This is a genomic window from Kosakonia sp. PSU_27, assembly GCF_039409795.1.
Taxonomy (GTDB): Bacteria; Pseudomonadota; Gammaproteobacteria; order Enterobacterales; family Enterobacteriaceae; genus Kosakonia.
This window is the reverse complement of the sequence record NZ_JBCIVK010000002.1, coordinates 260920-277272: the sequence shown is the minus strand read 5'-3', so window position 1 is coordinate 277272 and position 16353 is coordinate 260920. Positions and strand designations below refer to the sequence as shown.

14 protein-coding genes are annotated in these 16353 nt (G+C 53.3%); 8 read left to right on the top strand and 6 right to left on the bottom strand.

The features are described 5' to 3' along the window. Window positions 1-25: 25 nt before the first annotated feature. Window positions 26-1006 carry a helix-turn-helix domain-containing protein gene (locus AAIG26_RS05075; protein ID WP_343180123.1) on the bottom strand — a complete coding sequence of 327 codons (981 nt, stop codon included), beginning with the start codon at window positions 1004-1006 and terminating at the stop codon, window positions 26-28. Window positions 1007-1192: 186 nt separating this feature from the next. On the opposite strand from AAIG26_RS05075, the gene AAIG26_RS05070 reads away from it, so the two are divergent. From AAIG26_RS05070 to AAIG26_RS05055, 4 genes are all read left to right on the top strand, one after another. Continuing rightward, window positions 1193-1909 carry an alpha/beta hydrolase gene (locus AAIG26_RS05070; RefSeq protein ID WP_343180343.1) on the top strand — a complete coding sequence of 239 codons (717 nt, stop codon included), beginning with the start codon at window positions 1193-1195 and terminating at the stop codon, window positions 1907-1909. Between the two features lie 27 nt (window positions 1910-1936). Then, window positions 1937-2563 (top strand): FMN-dependent NADH-azoreductase, encoded by a 627-nt coding sequence (locus tag AAIG26_RS05065; RefSeq protein WP_343180342.1) that lies wholly within the window; start codon window positions 1937-1939, stop codon window positions 2561-2563. A 17-nt stretch (window positions 2564-2580) separates the two neighbouring features. Further along, the gene (locus tag AAIG26_RS05060) at window positions 2581-2889 is read left to right on the top strand and encodes a YciI family protein (protein ID WP_020456912.1); all 309 of its coding nucleotides are present in this window, start codon (window positions 2581-2583) and stop codon (window positions 2887-2889) included. Between the two features lie 230 nt (window positions 2890-3119). Further along, the gene (locus tag AAIG26_RS05055; protein ID WP_020456913.1) at window positions 3120-3452 is read left to right on the top strand and encodes a helix-turn-helix domain-containing protein; all 333 of its coding nucleotides are present in this window, start codon (window positions 3120-3122) and stop codon (window positions 3450-3452) included. Window positions 3453-3530: 78 nt separating this feature from the next. Here AAIG26_RS05055 and ompC read toward each other — a convergent pair whose 3' ends face one another. Then, the gene (gene ompC / locus AAIG26_RS05050) at window positions 3531-4658 is read right to left on the bottom strand and encodes a porin OmpC (protein ID WP_097406385.1); all 1128 of its coding nucleotides are present in this window, start codon (window positions 4656-4658) and stop codon (window positions 3531-3533) included. Between the two features lie 680 nt (window positions 4659-5338). Between ompC and AAIG26_RS05045 the strand changes: the two genes are divergently transcribed. Continuing rightward, complete coding sequence (locus tag AAIG26_RS05045) at window positions 5339-6229, top strand: LysR family transcriptional regulator (protein WP_343180122.1); 891 nt, start codon at window positions 5339-5341, stop codon at window positions 6227-6229. Window positions 6230-6239: 10 nt separating this feature from the next. Here the strand turns inward: AAIG26_RS05045 and AAIG26_RS05040 are convergent, their stop codons facing one another. From AAIG26_RS05040 to AAIG26_RS05030, 3 genes are all read right to left on the bottom strand, one after another. Continuing rightward, window positions 6240-6653 carry a winged helix-turn-helix domain-containing protein gene (locus AAIG26_RS05040; RefSeq protein WP_020456916.1) on the bottom strand — a complete coding sequence of 138 codons (414 nt, stop codon included), beginning with the start codon at window positions 6651-6653 and terminating at the stop codon, window positions 6240-6242. A 95-nt stretch (window positions 6654-6748) separates the two neighbouring features. Continuing rightward, a complete protein-coding gene (locus AAIG26_RS05035) occupies window positions 6749-7984 on the bottom strand; it encodes an HDOD domain-containing protein (protein ID WP_269231501.1) in 1236 nt (411 codons plus the stop codon). Window positions 7985-8578: 594 nt separating this feature from the next. Further along, the gene (locus AAIG26_RS05030; RefSeq protein ID WP_343180121.1) at window positions 8579-9343 is read right to left on the bottom strand and encodes an SDR family NAD(P)-dependent oxidoreductase; all 765 of its coding nucleotides are present in this window, start codon (window positions 9341-9343) and stop codon (window positions 8579-8581) included. A 184-nt stretch (window positions 9344-9527) separates the two neighbouring features. On the opposite strand from AAIG26_RS05030, the gene AAIG26_RS05025 reads away from it, so the two are divergent. From AAIG26_RS05025 to AAIG26_RS05015, 3 genes are all read left to right on the top strand, one after another. Then, on the top strand, window positions 9528-10865 hold the full coding sequence (locus AAIG26_RS05025; protein WP_343180341.1) for an aspartate aminotransferase family protein: 1338 nt from the start codon (window positions 9528-9530) through the stop codon (window positions 10863-10865). A gap of 160 nt (window positions 10866-11025) precedes the next feature. Then, window positions 11026-11739 carry a GNAT family protein gene (locus AAIG26_RS05020; protein WP_044489588.1) on the top strand — a complete coding sequence of 238 codons (714 nt, stop codon included), beginning with the start codon at window positions 11026-11028 and terminating at the stop codon, window positions 11737-11739. 281 nt (window positions 11740-12020) lie between these two features. Then, complete coding sequence (locus AAIG26_RS05015) at window positions 12021-13700, top strand: methyl-accepting chemotaxis protein (protein WP_020456922.1); 1680 nt, start codon at window positions 12021-12023, stop codon at window positions 13698-13700. Window positions 13701-13861: 161 nt separating this feature from the next. On the opposite strand, the gene AAIG26_RS05010 is transcribed toward AAIG26_RS05015, so the two are convergent. After that, the gene (locus AAIG26_RS05010) at window positions 13862-16135 is read right to left on the bottom strand and encodes a TonB-dependent siderophore receptor (protein ID WP_269231498.1); all 2274 of its coding nucleotides are present in this window, start codon (window positions 16133-16135) and stop codon (window positions 13862-13864) included. Window positions 16136-16353 lie beyond the last annotated feature (218 nt).

Here is a 16353-nt window from a genome sequence, read left to right as displayed (position 1 = left end):
ACAAAAATGCCGCAACGGCGGGGCGTTAATGCCCGTGCTTCGTGTTTCGCGCGGCAGCCCAGTGCTTGTACTGCGCAGGTGTCATGTTGATGAGCTGGCTAAAGGCTTTGCGAAACGCCGTATCTTCCGTATAGCCACACGCGGCGGCGACGTGCCTGATATTGGCTGACGGGTTTTCAAGCAGCAGGCAGGCCGATTCTATGCGCACACGCGTAATAAAATGTTTAGGGCTTTCGTGGGTTAAATCGGCCAGTTTTCGGTGCAAGGTGCGCGGGCTGAGGTTCAACGCGCTGGCGAGTGCTTCGACGGTTATGGCCGGATTTTCATAGCGGATAAGCTGTTCGGCGCGCAGTAACAGCGGATCAATGGTGTTTAAAAAGCCGCGCGGCGCATAGATTTGCTGGGAGATTGGCTGGCTGTCGGCAACGGTCATATCCGCTGCCATCCTTGCCACTTCATCCCCGGCATGCTGGCGAATAATGTGCAACGCCAGATCCACCCACGATAGCGGTCCGCCGGTGGTGATCACGTTGCGCTCTTCGATTAACGCTTTGCCCCACACCATTTTGGCGCGCGGATAGCGGGCGCGGAAAGTGGGATACAGCCACCACGTGGTGGCGCATTCTCTGCCATCCAGCAATCCGGCGTCACCCAGCAGATACCCCCCGGCGCAGGCGCCGCCAATTTTCGCACCGCGCTGATGCTGATGGCGCAACCACGCGACGGCTTCCGGGCTGGTGAGCGCAGGCAGTTTATTGCCGGCGAGCGCCATGCCGCAGGCCAGAATCACATCGGGCGCGGTTATGCTGGCAAACGCGCCATCCACCGCAATCGTGCGACCTTGCGCGTCCGCGACCGGCTTCCCGTCAGGGCTGACAATGGCGATCCTGAACCGGTTGGCTTCATCGCTGGCGGGCAGAAGCTGGTTGGTTATCCAGAACATATCCGCAAGCCCGCTAATCGCAGACATCATGCTGCCTGCCGTGGCCATTATCGCTATCTGCATTGTGGTTCTCCGCGTTATGTCTGATTTTGCCTGTTTAATGTCAAGTTCGCCATCTTACCACGCCAGATTGCCCTGATTACACTCTGCGCATGGTGTTTATAACTTCATCAGTAGGTGGCGGGAGAGAACATGCGGGACGCTTTTCGCAAAGGAAAACGGTTTATCACGGCGGCATCTTGTGCGGCCATGTTGAGCGTGATGTCGGCGCAGGTGGCCGCGCAGCCGATTAAAAATATTGTGTTGGTACACGGCGCGTTTACGGACGGCTCCAGTTGGGCCGCCGTGACCGAGCGCTTACAAAACATGGGCTACCACGTTTCGGCGGTACAAAACCCGCTGACCTCGCTGGATGATGATGTCACCGCCACCGGGCGTGTGCTGGCACGCCAGCACGGCGATGTGCTGCTGGTCGGTCATTCGTGGGCCGGTGCGGTTATCAGCCAGGCTGGTAATAACAGCCACGTGCGGGGGTTGGTCTACCTTTCGGCGCTGGCACCGGCAACGGGGGAATCGGTGACGGATTTACTGGCGCGGCTTAACGCGCCAATGAGCGGGTTAACGCCGGATGCGCAAGGGCTGGTGTGGTTAGATGATGCCAGCCAGTTTCAACAGGTGATGGCGAACGATATTTCAACCAGCAATGTCCGGGCGCTGGCTGCGGTTTCACAACCGATCGCCCTCGCGGCATTTCAGGGAAAAATCACTCATGCCGCCTGGGAAAATAAACCGAGTTGGTATTTGCTGACCGAAAACGATCATGCTTTGTTAACCGCCGTTCAGCAGAAAATAGCCAGACAGATCCACGCCACGGTATATAGCGTTAACAGTTCACATTTGTCTATGGTTTCGCAACCCGAAGCGGTGGCGAAATTTATCGATACTGCTGCTAAATCCTTTAAATAACTGCTGTGTTTATTGTCGGAGAGTATGATGAAGATTCTGCATATTGATTCCAGTATTTCGGGTGACCATTCCGTCACTCGCGCACTTTCCGCTGACGTTATGCGGGAAATAAAAGCGCATTATCCGCAAGCGGAAATAACCTATCGCGATGTGGTTCGCGACGAAATAAACCATTTAACCGCAGATATTGCCGCCGGATTTCGCGTTGTTCCCGGCAGCCAACCGACAAGCGACAGGCAGCCGGAGCACCAGATTTCACAGCAACTGGTCGATGAATTCCTGGCGCATGACCTGATTGTTATCGCGGCGCCAATGTATAACTTCTCTGTTTCCAGTCAGTTAAAAGCCTGGCTGGACAGGCTTGCGCAACCGGGAAAAACCTTTCAGTACACCGCCACCGGGCCGGTAGGGCTGGCGGAGGGAAAACAGGTGTTGATTATTTCAGCCCGCGGCGGCTTTTATTTACAGCCGCCTTTTGATGGCATGGATTTCCAGGAGAAATATCTACGTACCTTTTTCGGTTTTCTGGGTATTGACGCTATTCATATTATCCGCGCGGAAGGTACCTCGAAAGGGGATGACATTAAACACCAGCAAATTGCCGCCGCGCGATCGGCGATAAATAACATTATTGCTGCGCTGCCATTACATTAACCTGTGGGAAATAAATTATGTTATATGCAATTACGCTTACTTACGCCAGTGAACCGGATATTCTCGGTGCGTATGTTGATGCGCACAAATTGTGGCTGGGCGAGATGATCAAAAAAGGGCATATTATTTTCGCCGGGCCGCTGCAAAATAAACCGGGTGGATTTATCCTGGCGACGGCCAGCGACAGCCAGAGTCTGGAAAATGACATAGAACGCGATCCTTTTGTTAAATTTGGCCTGGTCAGCGTCGATATTGCGGTTATCGAGCCTGCTCTTTGCTCCGCGCATTTCCTGCGCGAATGGGCGGGGGAGGCAAAAGCGCTATAGCCTGACCGAAAACGGCAACAGGGAGGCTGCGCTCAGCCGCCTCCCTTGTGCATTGCAGGCCAGTCAGGATGGTGTACGCGCTGACAGGTTTCCCCGCGTCGGGCGTGCTGCCCCATGCCATATGGCGTTGCGGCATGGACATTTCTGACAAAATTATTATTTTCGCGTCATGTTTGCGTAAGTATCACTCCGCTAAGGTGGATGCTCCTGTTCTCAAGGAGGTTTCAACCATGGGTATGCAACACGCGGTGATTCTTGAGATCCAGCAATGGATTGACGATAACCTTGAAAGGCCGCTACGGATCGAGGATGTCGCCACGCGGGCGGGGTATTCGAAATGGCATCTTCAGCGCCTGTTCCAGCAAGTGATTCAGATACCGCTTGGCATCTATATCCGCGAGAAAAAGCTGGAAAGCGCCGCGCATGAACTGCTGGCGACTGAGCAGTCGATTATGGCTATCTCCACTAAATACGGTTATGACTCGCAGCAGACTTTTACACGCACCTTTACGCGCAAATACCAGATGCCGCCCGGCGTCTGGCGACGCCAGCATCAGCGCTAAGGAAAAAAGCGTAATGAAAGGAAAACGTGCGGGAAAAGACGGTGAATAAAAGGCGGCCTGCGCCGCCTTTTTGCAGGTTCAGAACTGGTAAACCATACCCACTGCTACCACGTCATCGGTGTTGATACCGGCGGCGGTGGTGAATTTATCTTCATCAATCAGGTTGATTTTATAATCAACAAACATGTTGAAGTTCTTGTTGAAGTAATAGGTGGCACCGAGATCGACATATTTTTCGATATCCTGATCGCCATATTTATCGCCCGCGCTGTTGCTGCCAATATTCTTCCCTTTCAGCGCGTTATACGCCACGAATGGCTGCAAGCCAAAGTCGAACTGGTAGCTGGCGTACGCTTCAAAAATCTGTGATTCGTTAGCGTAGCCGTAGGCGGTCGTCGTATCGGAAGCACTGCCAAAACGCGAAGCGTTATAAGCCTGAGTAAACATCGCCGCCAGGTAGATATTATTGGCGTCATATTTAATTGCGCCAGAATAGGCTTCGGCGCGATCGCCATTACCGAGGATATTGGTGGCGGTATTTTGCTCTTCTGTCCGTTTGGCGCTGGTCATGGCACCAACAACGCTTACGCCCGCGCCAATGTTATATTCCACGGATAAGCCGTAGCCGTCGCCGTTCTGGCGTAATACATTTCGACCGGCGCCGGATTCGCCGCCGCCATCATTTTTGCCCTGGTACTGCAGGGAGAAATTCAGGCCGTCAACCAGACCGAAGAAATCCGTATTGCGGTAGGTCAGCATGCCGTTGCCACGGCTAAACATAAATTGGTCGGAACCGTATGTCATGCCATCGAATTCGGGCTGCATATCGGTATAACCGAGGGAGTCATATAAAACACCTTTGTTACGGCCATAATCCACTGAACCGTAATTGGCGAATTTTAACCCGGCGAAGCCATAACGCGTGCGTGGCGTATTGGTATCACCTTCCGATTTATTGGCGTCAATATGCATTTGCCACTGGCCGTAGCCGGTCAGTTGGTCATTAATTTGCGTTTCACCGCGAAAGCCAAGACGCATATAAGTCTGGTCGCCGTCCCAACCGCTGTTATCAGAAAAATAATGTTCTGCTGATACCAAACCATATAAGTCTAACTTATTACCGTCTTTATTATATATTTCCGCCGCCTGTACTGACGAGCACAGTACCGCAGCAGAGACGAAAAGACTCAGTTGAGAGATTTTCATATAAATAAACCCTTGATGTTTGCCACTGTGTTTTTTAATAACAACAAGAATACACTGCCACTTATGAGAGTGGTTCATGGATTATTCAGGTTGCAGGATATTGTTTATCATCTGAGTTCTTCTGGTGTAAATATTTAAATTCTTTTTAGCACATATTGACAAGTATCGGTTGGAACTTTTTTTGGGGTTATTTTTAATCGCACAGATCGCTAATATCAACCCGCGTTTGATCGGTTACCGTTAAGACGCTTTATTAACCTCATTGCATTTTTTGTGTCTACTGTTACTTTTTTCCCTATCCGGGGGTAATTCCCCCGGCTTTTATTGGCAAAAGGTGCGGTTAAATATGCAGGTTGATTAAGTGGTTATTTAAGGCGGGTAATAAAAGCAGATGTTTAATTATTAAATATCTGCCGCTGCTGCATGGTTAATTTTAATGGTGTTCAGTGCGTTTATGCGTGGTGAATAATAAAGCGTATTGATTAAGTAATATGGCTCATTGCGGTTATGAACATGGCTCATTAAAAAGAAGGGCGCTGGCGCTTATTAACATAAAAAGAGGTGACCTGCTTCACGATCAGAGCCCTTTTATTGCGGGGTTAGTGAATTATAGACATATATTAAAACGCAGCCGAAGTGTAGCATAAACGCTATTTTCATGGTCTGGTCACGGGGCGGAAATGCTGAAAGATAATTTTAATGATCTTTTCTATTTAATTGTGGTGGCCCGCGAACGTAGCTTTACTCGCGCGGCAGCAAAATTAGGTGTCTCGCAATCGGCGCTCAGCCATGCTATTCGCGGGCTGGAAGAGCGTCTGCAAATTCGTCTGCTTACCCGTACTACGCGCAGCGTCGCGCCCACCGATGCAGGCGAGACATTAATTAATAGCATTGGCCCGCGCTTTAAAGAGATTGAGGAAGAACTCATTGCCTTAACCGATATGCGCGATCGCGTGGCCGGCAATATCCGCATCACGCTTGGCGAACACGCATTGCATTCGACGGTGTGGCCAGCCATTAAGCCTTTTTTAGACGCTTACCCTGATGTGAAAGTGGAACTAACTATCGATAACACCCTGACGGATATTGTCAGTGAACGCTACGATGCCGGTATTCGCCTTGGTGAACAGGTTGCCAGAGATATGGTCGCGGTGCGAATTGGCCCCGACTGGCGCATGGTGGTTGTGGGCTCGCCGGGCTATTTTTCCCGTCATGGTAAACCGCAAACGCCGCATGACTTACAGCAGCACAACTGTATTAATATGCGTCTGCCGACACTTGGCGGGCTGTATGCCTGGGAGTTTTCCAGAGACGGCCAGCCAATGCGCGTGCGCGTGGAAGGGCAATTAACCTTTAATAACCTGGCTTCCAGAGTCGAAGCGGCAACCAGCGGTATGGGGCTGGCGCTGGTACCGGAAGATTGCGTGGCGCAGGCTGTTAGCGAAGGCAAACTTGAAACGGTGCTCGACGACTGGTGTGAACCGTTCCCCGGCTATTACCTCTATTATCCCAGCCGCAAACAGCACACTGCCGCGTTTAGCTTACTGATTGACGCGCTGCGTTACGCTTAATTATCTGGCCTTACAGGGCGGAGTAATCTACCGCGAGGTGTTGCTGAAAAAACGTCTCCCGGCAATACAGCGTCAGCACCTTTTCCGGCGGGATAAGATACCCTTTCCCGGCCACGCGCAGAATAAAGTCGTCGGGCAAACCGAATACCGCCAGTTTACGCTTCAGGTTGTTCATCACTTGCCACAGCCGCTGGCTTGAGCAACTCAATCCATTATTTTCCCATACCTGAATCTGCAGCGTTTTGTCGGCCACAATATTCCCCACGGCGTGCGCCAGCAGATAGGTCAGCAGGTTGCTCATGGTGTTACGTAAATAGGTGCAGCTACCGGGGATCGCGCAGGTCGTCAGACTTTGCTTATAAGGCACGAATTCCACCTGATATTCGTTACCGAGGCGATATCCATATACCGTTAACTTTTCCATGATGTGCGTCCAGTGATCAGCCGAGTGAAACAAAGTAGCGGTGTAAGTAACACCCTACTGATTAAATCGGCTTTCCGGCGCGAAAACTGAAATGCTTAGCTGACGTCTGACGGGATAGCGTTGGTCCATTTGGTGGCGGCTTTAATCAGCTCTGCCACCATGCTGCGGTTAAAACCCAGCCGGTGACCGAGCGCGCTGACCTCTTCCCAGTTGTGATTTTCGTACAGCTCAATCAGTTGCAGGTAAGGGTAGAGCGGGCCTTTTTGCTCTTTAAGCGCCATCATGACGCTGGCGGAAATATCAATCTGGCTTAATAAATCTGCCATCGGCATTTCAAAAATCCTGTCGAGCTGTGAAAACAGACCGACGATAAACGCGTCATCGGCTGAGTGACGGCTGATGGAGTGCGCCGAGGCCAGTTCGCAAAACTTGGCGCGGATCAGGCTCTGGTAGTAAATGTCGTCGGTCTTTACTTTGTTGACTGAGGTAAGGCAGGAAACCAGCACAAAGCGGCGTAACTCATTGGTGCCAAGGTAAAAAATAACGTCCTTTAACGACTGGCTGCGGAAGTTTTTAATCCCGCGCGCGTTGAAGACAATATTTTGTGCATAGCGCATGATCTTAAACGACAGCGCCAGATCCTGTTTCAGCAGGGCTTCGATTCGGCCAAAATCCGGCGAGTCGGCATTCACCTCTTTCATCAGTTTTAAGGTGATTTCCTGATTCTGAAACAGTTTATTGGCTGAATGGATCACCGGCTTGCTGAAAAAATGCCCCTGAAACAGCGTACAGCCCATATTACGGAAACACTCATACTCTTCCTGGGTTTCCACCTTTTCGGCAAGAAATATGGTGTCTTTCAGCAAATGGGCTTTGGCATTGATATAGCCGCTGATCTCGTCCGGCGTATTTTCCCGCACGTCGAATTTGATAATGCTGATATAAGGTAAAAACGCGTTCCAGGTGTCGCCTAACGCGAAGTCATCCAGCGCGATACGAAAGCCGTGCGCAGAGAGTTTTTTTACCGTGTTGAGCAACTGAGGCGTGGGTTTGGCGGTTTCGAGGATTTCCACAATCACGCGGTCTTTCGGCAACGTTTCCGCCATCCCCTGTATCAGCAGTTCATAGGGGAAGTTAACGAAGATCGCGCTGTACTCTTTCAGACGGCCCAGCGGTGCGCCCAGAAACTGTTCGACAATAATTTGGGCAGTGGCGTACTCCGGCGTAACGTCGGGAAACCGGTTCGTCATACTGTCTCTGAACAACAACTCGTAACCGACTGTGTTCATATTTGCATCAAAAATCGCCTGCCGGGCGACAAAAGAGAACATGCGATACTCCACTTACAGATGCCTGCAAATCTTAAAATAGTCGGTAAAACGCAAATCTGAACCGGTCAATCCGCACCATTTTTACGCTGGGTAAAATGGAAGCCTGGACGAAAACGGGAAAGACGCAAGTCGGACTTAAGGAAGGCAGTATCTTTTGTAAACGTCTGAAGGATTTAAGTCAAATTCCGAATGGCGCAATCATAACGCATTGCCTCTTTTATCGACAATGGCGGCGAAAAATTCATCAATTTTGCGCTCGCATCGCGATACGCGTCACGCTTCGTCTGTTTTCTGCGGCTCGAAAATTGTTAGCGCCTGCTGATGAGTGACCGTCGTCACGCGGGTTACCGGGAAGATCCGGCAAATTATGATGAGCATCAAAAAACCGAAAATTGCAACCAAAAGACTATTGTTCAGAATATTCCGATGGACTATTGTGGTCTCACCCCATAAAGAGCTAACGCCACCTAAGAGTGAGTGCCGGAGATAAGCGCCGGGCGGGGTAAAACGATTAAACACCCAGGAAAAAAGAATAAAAGCAGGCCCCGGCATTTATGCCGGGGCGTTTTATTTTGTGGCTCAGACCACGCCAGCTTAATCCCTGTCGATGGCAAACGGCTGCCAGGCCTGGCGCACCGGCATCACTTCTACACGGTTAATATTCATATGATCCGGCAGGGTGGCGATGTAGAGCATCTGCCCGGCAATATCCTGCGCGCTGAGTGGCGTCGTGCCGCGATACAAATTATCAGACGCCGCTTTGTCGCCTTTGGTGCGGACGAGGGTAAATTCCGTTTCGGCAATCCCCGGCGCAAGATCGGTTACCCGCACGCCCGTTCCCAGTAAATCGCAGCGCAGGTTGTAGCTAAACTGCTTCACAAAGGCTTTGGTCGCACCATACACATGGCTGCCAGGGTAGGGCCACTGCCCGGCGATAGAGCCAACATTGATAATCGATGCCCCCGCACCGTGCGCAATTAGCGTGGGCAGCAGCGCGTGTGTCACGTTAACCAGCCCGGTAACATTGGTGTCGATCATCGTTTGCCAGTCCTGCAACTCCACTTTCTGGGCGGGCTGTGGGGCGAGCGCCAGTCCGGCGTTGTTGATAAGCGTCGTGATATCGGCAAATTCTGCAGGCAGTTCGTCCACCGCTTTTTTTACCGCGGCGTTATCGCGGACATCGAGTTCAATAATGTGCACCGGCACCTTGCAATGCAGCCGTTCTTTTAGGTTTTCCAGACGCGTAAGCCGACGCCCGCTCAATACCAGCGCCCATCCGGCGTCGGCAAAAACCTGCGCCGCCGCTTCGCCAAATCCGGAGGTCGCGCCGGTAATGAACACCACGTTTTTCGCTGCCATTGTTCTCTTCTCCTGTGCAGGGTTATTGCGCCACTATAAAAATCCTCACGCCTGCCAGACAGTGCCAGTTACGCCACTGACGTGTGACACTGGTGTCACATCCCGCGAAGCCGACTGGCTCTACCCGCCTCTTTATGGCGCGCAGCATGATGCAGACAACAACAACGGCATGAGAGGATCTGGCATGAAACTGGCACTTCACAACGAGATGGCGATAACGAACGACGACGTGCGTCAACTGGACCGGTCATATGTGTTTCATTCATGGTCGATGCAGGGCAACCTCAACCCGATGGTGATTGCCGGGGCGCAAGGCTGCGAGCTGTGGGATTACGACGGTAACCGCTACCTCGATTTCAGCAGCCAGTTAGTGAACGTCAATATTGGTTATCAACACCCGCGCGTGCTGACGGCGATGAAAGCGCAGCTGGAAACGCTGGTAACCATTGCGCCGGCCACCGCCAACCTTGCGCGTGGCGAAGCGGCAAAACGCATTGTGGAACTGGCGCCGGAAGGCTTCAGCAAAGTCTTTTTCACCAACGCCGGGGCGGATGCCAACGAAAACGCCATTCGCATGGCACGGCTGTACACCGGGCGTGACAAAATTTTCTCTGCCTATCGCTCTTATCACGGCAACACCGGCAGCGCCATTGCGGCGACCGGCGACTGGCGACGTGTGCCTAATGAGTATTCGCGCGGGCATGTTCACTTCTTTAACCCGTACCTGTATCGCAGCGAATTTAATGCCGTCAGTGAAACCGAAGAGTGCGAACGCGCGCTGGCGCATCTGCGCCGCATGATTGAGTGCGAAGGGCCGTCGTCGATTGCGGCGATCCTGCTGGAGTCCATTCCCGGCACGGCGGGCATTCTGGTGCCGCCAGCCGGGTATATGCAGGGCGTGCGCGCGCTGGCGGATGAGTTCGGCATTGTGCTGATCCTTGATGAAGTGATGGCCGGTTTTGGCCGTACCGGTAGCTGGTTTGCTTTCGAACAGGATGGCATCGTGCCGGATCTGATCACCTTCGCCAAAGGGGTGAATGCGGGCTATGTGCCGGCGGGCGGTGTGCTGATTTCCGCGCCGATTGCTCACTACTTTGACGACCATTTCTTCGCCGGTGGGCTGACATATTCCGGGCATCCGCTGGCGATGGCGGCGATTGTCGCCACGCTTGATGCGATGAAAGAGGAGAATGTGGTGCAGAATGCGGCAGAGATCGGCAACGGCGTTCTGCGTCCTGCGCTGGAGGCTCTGGCAGCAAAACATCCGCTGATTGGCGAGGTACGCGGGCGCGGCATGTTCCAGGCGCTGGAGCTGGTGAGCAACCGCAAAACCAAAACGCCTTTAGCCGCGACAGAGATGGCTGCGATCAAGGCGGCGCTAACCGGAGCCGGAATGTTAACTTTTGTTGTCGAAAACCGCATTCATGTGGTGCCACCTTGCATAATGAGCGCGAAAGAAGTCCAGCAGGGAATGGCCATTTTTGACCAGGTTTTGGCTCAATTTGGCCACTTTGGTCAGTAAGTGTAAAGGCATCAGACTATTCTGATGCCAAATCTGGTCAGTCCTCTGATTTCAAAGAGATTTTTCTCCACTTACCCCCCAATTTTAGGCACTATATTCCGGGCTTAACTGCTGTTAAAACACTCTTTTTCTGTTTAACTTTTTTGCCTGGGAGAAAAAAGTGCCGGAATTGAATCATTATGGTCAAACCGTCGGTGACATGTTGCCGCACTGGCACGGCGTCCAGCCGCTGCCGCGCAGCGTGTTGCACGGACAATACTGTCGGCTGGAACCGCTTGACGCTAGGGTACACACGCACGATCTTTTGCGCGCTTACTCTCAGGCGGAAAACGAGAGCGACTGGACATGGCTGGCGGGTGAGCGCCCACAAACCGTGGACAGCATGGCGCAATGGGTGGTGGGTAAAATGATCGACACCACCATCGCGCCTTTCGCCGTGGTGGAGTGTGCCAGCGGTGAGGCGCTCGGCGTTGTCGCCTGGCTTGCCATCAACACACAAAATGGCTCGGTGGAAATCGGCCATGTCACCTGGTCACCACGCATGAAAAATAGCGTGCTGGGAACGGAAGCCATCTGGTTGATGCTGCGCCACGCGTTTGCCTGCAACTACCGCCGCGTAGAGTGGAAGTGTGACACGCTCAACGTCGCTTCCCGCCGCGCTGCCGAACGTCTCGGCTTTAGCTGGGAAGGGCGTTTTCGCCAGCATATGGTGCGTAAAGGGCGCAACCGCGATACCGACTATTTATCCATGCTGGATAGCGAATGGCCGCAGCGCGACGCGGCGATTTCCGCCTGGCTGGCGGCCAGTAACTTTGACGAGCAGGGCAGGCAAAAACAAAAACTCAGCGCCTTCTTTGCTCCCTCGTCATCTTAATGAACGTGGCATCGGTATCCGCCGATGCCCCCGCTTTACCCCTTCCGCGCGCCACGCAACTCGACATCTTTACCGGTTAAACGCCTGCCAAAGTACCACTTTACTTCCGTTTCAAAAGTTAAGCCACGGTAAACTACGTGTTATCACCATTTCAATAGAAAGGTTATTGCCTTACTTCTTTTTATTCTTAATTAACCCGGAAACTTAGCCGATGGGGTTTATGACAGCGAGGAGATCGCTGCTTTAAAACGTTATTTCACAACTATTTACCGGGGTTTTTTATGCACTTTATTCGAAATTTAAAAATCAAGGTCGCAATGCTGGCGATCCTGGTCATTTTCACTTTGCTCTGGGGCGGTGTCTCGTTTTATTCGTTACATGCGTTGAGCGCCTTAACCGATGAAGTGGAACTCACCAACGTTCAGCAAATTAACGGCGACATCATCAACAACGCCAGCGATCGCTATTACCAGGTCAAACTGCTGATGGACCGCGCGCTGGTTTTCCAGGCCAATAACGATACGCAAAACTACCAGCAAACCCTCGATCGTATCGGCAAAGATATCGATTTTCTGCAAAACGGTTTAAATCAGTTCAAAGTGACCGATCATGCGAATATCAGCACCGAGGCCATCGATAATATCTATAACAGCTCGTTGAACTTGTTTAATCAGGCCATTACGCCGATGTTCGCCGCCGTTAAAGCCGACAATGCCGAGAGTTATAACCAGTTGTCGAAAGCGCAGTTCAGCCCGCTGCGCAGCGGATTCTCACAGGCGATCGTCGCGTATAACCAGCAAATTCACGAGCTGAAATCCGCCGCTAACGCGCGTATTGCCAGTTGGGTTTCGCTGACGCGCGCCATCATTATCATCGCCATGATCATTGGCCTGGCGATGCTGGTGATGTCCGAGCGTTACCTGGCGCTGTGCCTGGCGCGCTCGCTGGAGTGGGTTAAGCAACATCTGCAGGTGTTGTCGGTGGGCAAGCTGGATAAGCCGACAAAAGATCTGGGCAACAACGAAGTGGGGCAACTGATTCCCTATCTGGAAACCATGCAGAACAACTGGGTGAACACCGTTACGCAGATCCGTAACAGTGCGGGTGAAATTTACCAGGGGGCGAGCGAAATTGCGTCCGGTAACACCGACCTCTCTTCGCGTACAGAAGAACAAGCCGCCGCGCTGACGCAAACCGCCGCCAGCATGGAAGAGCTGAGCGCGGTGGTCAAACAGAACGCCGACAACGCCAGCGAAGCCAGCAACCTTGCACACGTGGCGTCAGCCGCCGTGAACAAGGGTGAAGAGCGCGTGCAGGCGGTCATCGCCAGCATGAAAAATATCACCAACAGTTCGCAGAAAATCACCGACATCATTAACGTCATCGACAGCATTGCGTTCCAGACCAATATCCTGGCGCTCAACGCCGCTGTTGAAGCGGCGCGTGCGGGTGAGCAAGGGCGCGGGTTCGCGGTGGTCGCCAGCGAAGTGCGTAATCTGGCGCAGCGAAGCGCTGGAGCCGCGAAAGAGATCAAAGTGCTGATCGATGAGTCGGTCACGAACGTCAATAACGGTTTTGACCAGGTGACGTTGACCAGCGAATCGATGGACAACATCCTGCGTTCCGTCACCAGCGTAACGGATATCATGGGCGAGATCGCCTCGGCGTCCGTGGAGCAGAGCAAAGGGATTAGTCAGGTTGGCACGGCGATTTCGCAAATGGACAGCGTGACCCAGCAGAACGCCGCGCTGGTGGAAGAATCTTCCGCCACTTCCGCTTCGCTGGAGCATCAAGCGTTCCAGTTAACGGAAATTGTCTCGGTGTTTAAACTGCCGGGCGATGCAGAGCAGGGGGCTACCGGCAAACCGTCAGCGGCTGCGCCAAAAGCGGGGAAAGCCTTGCGCCGACCTGCGCTTGCAGGCGGCAGCAAAGCGCCGGAACATGACTGGGAAGCGTTCTGATAAACCCCGCCCGGCGGCATTGTCCGGGCAATAGATAAATCCGGCACGCGCACCGTTTCAGGTGGCGTGCCGTTTCATTTTGCCATCGCTTGATAACGTAAGTGCCCTTCTCCCCGTGGGGAAGCGGGGGATCTTCCGGCGGGGGAGAGGGCGGACAGCGGTTAGAAGCGGGTGTTTACTCCCATATACCAGGTGCGGCCCGACTCGTTATACGTTGCGGCACCCGCGCCGTACATCCAGTTTGCGCCGCCGCCGGTGGTCTGGGCGTTACCTTCACGCCAGTGACGTTTATCGAACACGTTGCTGACACCGCCCGTCAGGCTGACGTTTTTGGTCACGTCCCAGGTGCCACTCAGGCCAACGATGCTGTACGGGCTCACTTCGTTGGTGGCGGAACCGGTGACGCGGTTACCTTTGTAGTCATATTTCTTCGGCTGCTGTTTACCGTACCAGGTAAAGGTGGATTGCAGCGAAACATCCTGAGTAACCTGCCAGCTCAGCGTGGAGTTCCAGGTGTATGCAGGAATGATCGACAGACGCTCACCGGTGGTTTTGTTTTTGCTTTGCAGCATGTAGGTGACATTGTTGGTCCAGTTTACCGTCTCGCTTACCGGTACATTCAACGCACCTTCTAACCCTTCCACCACTGCTTTCGGCACGTTATCCCACTGGTAGATATAGGTGTTCAGGTTTGAGTTGCCGCTCTTGATAGAGGTTTGCCCAACCGGCGAGTAGCCTGACTCAATCTTGTTGCGGTAGTCGTTACGGAACCAGGTGACACCCGCCAGCCAGCCGTCACGTTTGAACTCCAGACCAATCTCTTTGTTGATGCTGGTTTCCGCTTTCAGATCGTCGTTACCTTGCAGATAACAGCCGATGTCTCGGCCGTTAGCATCCACGGTGACCGCGTAGCAACCCTGACCACGGCTGTAGAGAATGTAGTTCGGGTTGGTCTGGTACAGGCTTGGTGCTTTGTACGCGCGGGCGATGCCCATTTTCAGGGTGAAATCGTCGCCGAGGCCCTGAGACAAGTTCAGCGACGGGCTCCAGTTGTTGCCAACAATCGTGTGGTGATCAAAGCGCAGCGCCGGAGTGAGCATGGTGCTGTCGGTCAGCTCAATGTTGTCTTCGGCAAACACCGAGAAGATATCGGCATTGGAGTAAGGACTACGACCGGTGCTGCTGTAACCCGGAATATTGCCGCCCATAAAGGTCTGGGTATTCGAGGTGGAATCTTTCATGCTCTGGTGATCCCACTCGGCGCCGAGCGTCAGGTTCTGCTTGAACAGCAGCTCAAACGGTACGCTCGCTTCGCTGTGCAGCAACAGATCGCTGTAGTCGATATCAGAGAATTTTTGCGCGTTGAACAGGCCTTCCGTACCGCCTGCCAGCCCTTCCGGGATGCGCGAGTTACGGGTGTGTTCATAACGCACCCAGTTATTGGTGGTGACGCCATTATCCCAGCCGCCGGTCCAGGTCGCCGAGTAGTTCTGGCGATAGAGACGGTTGGTCTCTTTGCCATAGTTTTCATTGACGTAGTTATTGGTACTGCTGTCGTTGTTGGTGTTCTGCGTATCGCCCGCGTAGAGGTTGCCCTGGCGGCTGTAACCGGCCTGCAACTCCAGCGCCTGCATCGGGGCAAAATCCCAGCGCACGACGCCGGTAATATCTTTGTTGATTGAACCTTCACGGCCGGCAACGACGGTGTTGGCGTAAGTGCCGGTGCGTTCCGACTGGTGATCTTTGTTGATGTCCTGCGCGTCGGCCTGGGTTTTGGCGAGGTTGCCGTACAGGCGGAAGCTAACATCGCCACCAAGCGGGCCGCTCAGGCTGAAGTTGGTGCGTTTGGTTGACCCTTCATCTTTGTGTTCCGGCGCGTTGAAATAGGTATTCCACGAGCCGTGCCATTCGCCAGTATTCTCTTTTTTGGTGATGATATTCACCACACCGCCCGCCGCGCCGTTACCGTAGCGCGCCGCCGCCGGGCCGCGAATCACTTCGATACGCTCGATCATCTCCGGCGGCACCCAGTTGGTGTCGCCCCGGCTGTCGCGCTCGCCGCGCCAGCCAAGACGCACGGAGTTACGGCTGGTGACCGGTTTGCCATCCACCAGAATCAGCGTGTTCTCCGGACCCATACCGCGAATGTCGATCTGGCGGTTGTTCCCGCGCTGACCGCTGGTGGCGTTACCGGTTAAGTTCACGCCGGGCATGGTACGGATAATTTCGGAGACATCACGGGAAGGCGGGTTCTTACGAATTTCGTCTGCCGTGATGGTGGAAACGCCCGGTGCCTGCAAATTTTGCTGCTCAGCCGTGACAACAATCGTCTCTTCGCCAGAAGCGGTGCGGGTTTCTGCCGCCAACGCTGGCACAGCAACGCCGTAGATCCCCAGATTGACCAGAACGGCCAGGGACTTGATTTTGTTATTCATTTTTTACCTGCATTTCGTCGCCGCATCCCCGGCAATTCCTTTCCCAGGGGAGAGGAGGCAGCATGATGAAGCCAGCTCGTAGCGAGGCGCTCATTCCTGAGAAAATTCGCCCACGGCGGCCGTTTTAAGTGAAAGACGCGCTTCCCACAGCGCGCCAACACGCTATTGCAAATGAAAATAATTATCAATAATATTATCGATATTTTTTGATCTGCAAG

Coding starts and splice junctions, on each gene's coding strand:
- AAIG26_RS05075 (WP_343180123.1), bottom strand. CDS start 1,006: ATGCAGATAGCGATAATGGCCACGGCAGGCAGCATGATGTCTGCGATT.
- AAIG26_RS05070 (WP_343180343.1), top strand. CDS start 1,193: ATGTTGAGCGTGATGTCGGCGCAGGTGGCCGCGCAGCCGATTAAAAAT.
- AAIG26_RS05065 (WP_343180342.1), top strand. CDS start 1,937: ATGAAGATTCTGCATATTGATTCCAGTATTTCGGGTGACCATTCCGTC.
- AAIG26_RS05060 (WP_020456912.1), top strand. CDS start 2,581: ATGTTATATGCAATTACGCTTACTTACGCCAGTGAACCGGATATTCTC.
- AAIG26_RS05055 (WP_020456913.1), top strand. CDS start 3,120: ATGGGTATGCAACACGCGGTGATTCTTGAGATCCAGCAATGGATTGAC.
- ompC (WP_097406385.1), bottom strand. CDS start 4,658: ATGAAAATCTCTCAACTGAGTCTTTTCGTCTCTGCTGCGGTACTGTGC.
- AAIG26_RS05045 (WP_343180122.1), top strand. CDS start 5,339: ATGCTGAAAGATAATTTTAATGATCTTTTCTATTTAATTGTGGTGGCC.
- AAIG26_RS05040 (WP_020456916.1), bottom strand. CDS start 6,653: ATGGAAAAGTTAACGGTATATGGATATCGCCTCGGTAACGAATATCAG.
- AAIG26_RS05035 (WP_269231501.1), bottom strand. CDS start 7,984: ATGTTCTCTTTTGTCGCCCGGCAGGCGATTTTTGATGCAAATATGAAC.
- AAIG26_RS05030 (WP_343180121.1), bottom strand. CDS start 9,343: ATGGCAGCGAAAAACGTGGTGTTCATTACCGGCGCGACCTCCGGATTT.
- AAIG26_RS05025 (WP_343180341.1), top strand. CDS start 9,528: ATGAAACTGGCACTTCACAACGAGATGGCGATAACGAACGACGACGTG.
- AAIG26_RS05015 (WP_020456922.1), top strand. CDS start 12,021: ATGCACTTTATTCGAAATTTAAAAATCAAGGTCGCAATGCTGGCGATC.
- AAIG26_RS05010 (WP_269231498.1), bottom strand. CDS start 16,135: ATGAATAACAAAATCAAGTCCCTGGCCGTTCTGGTCAATCTGGGGATC.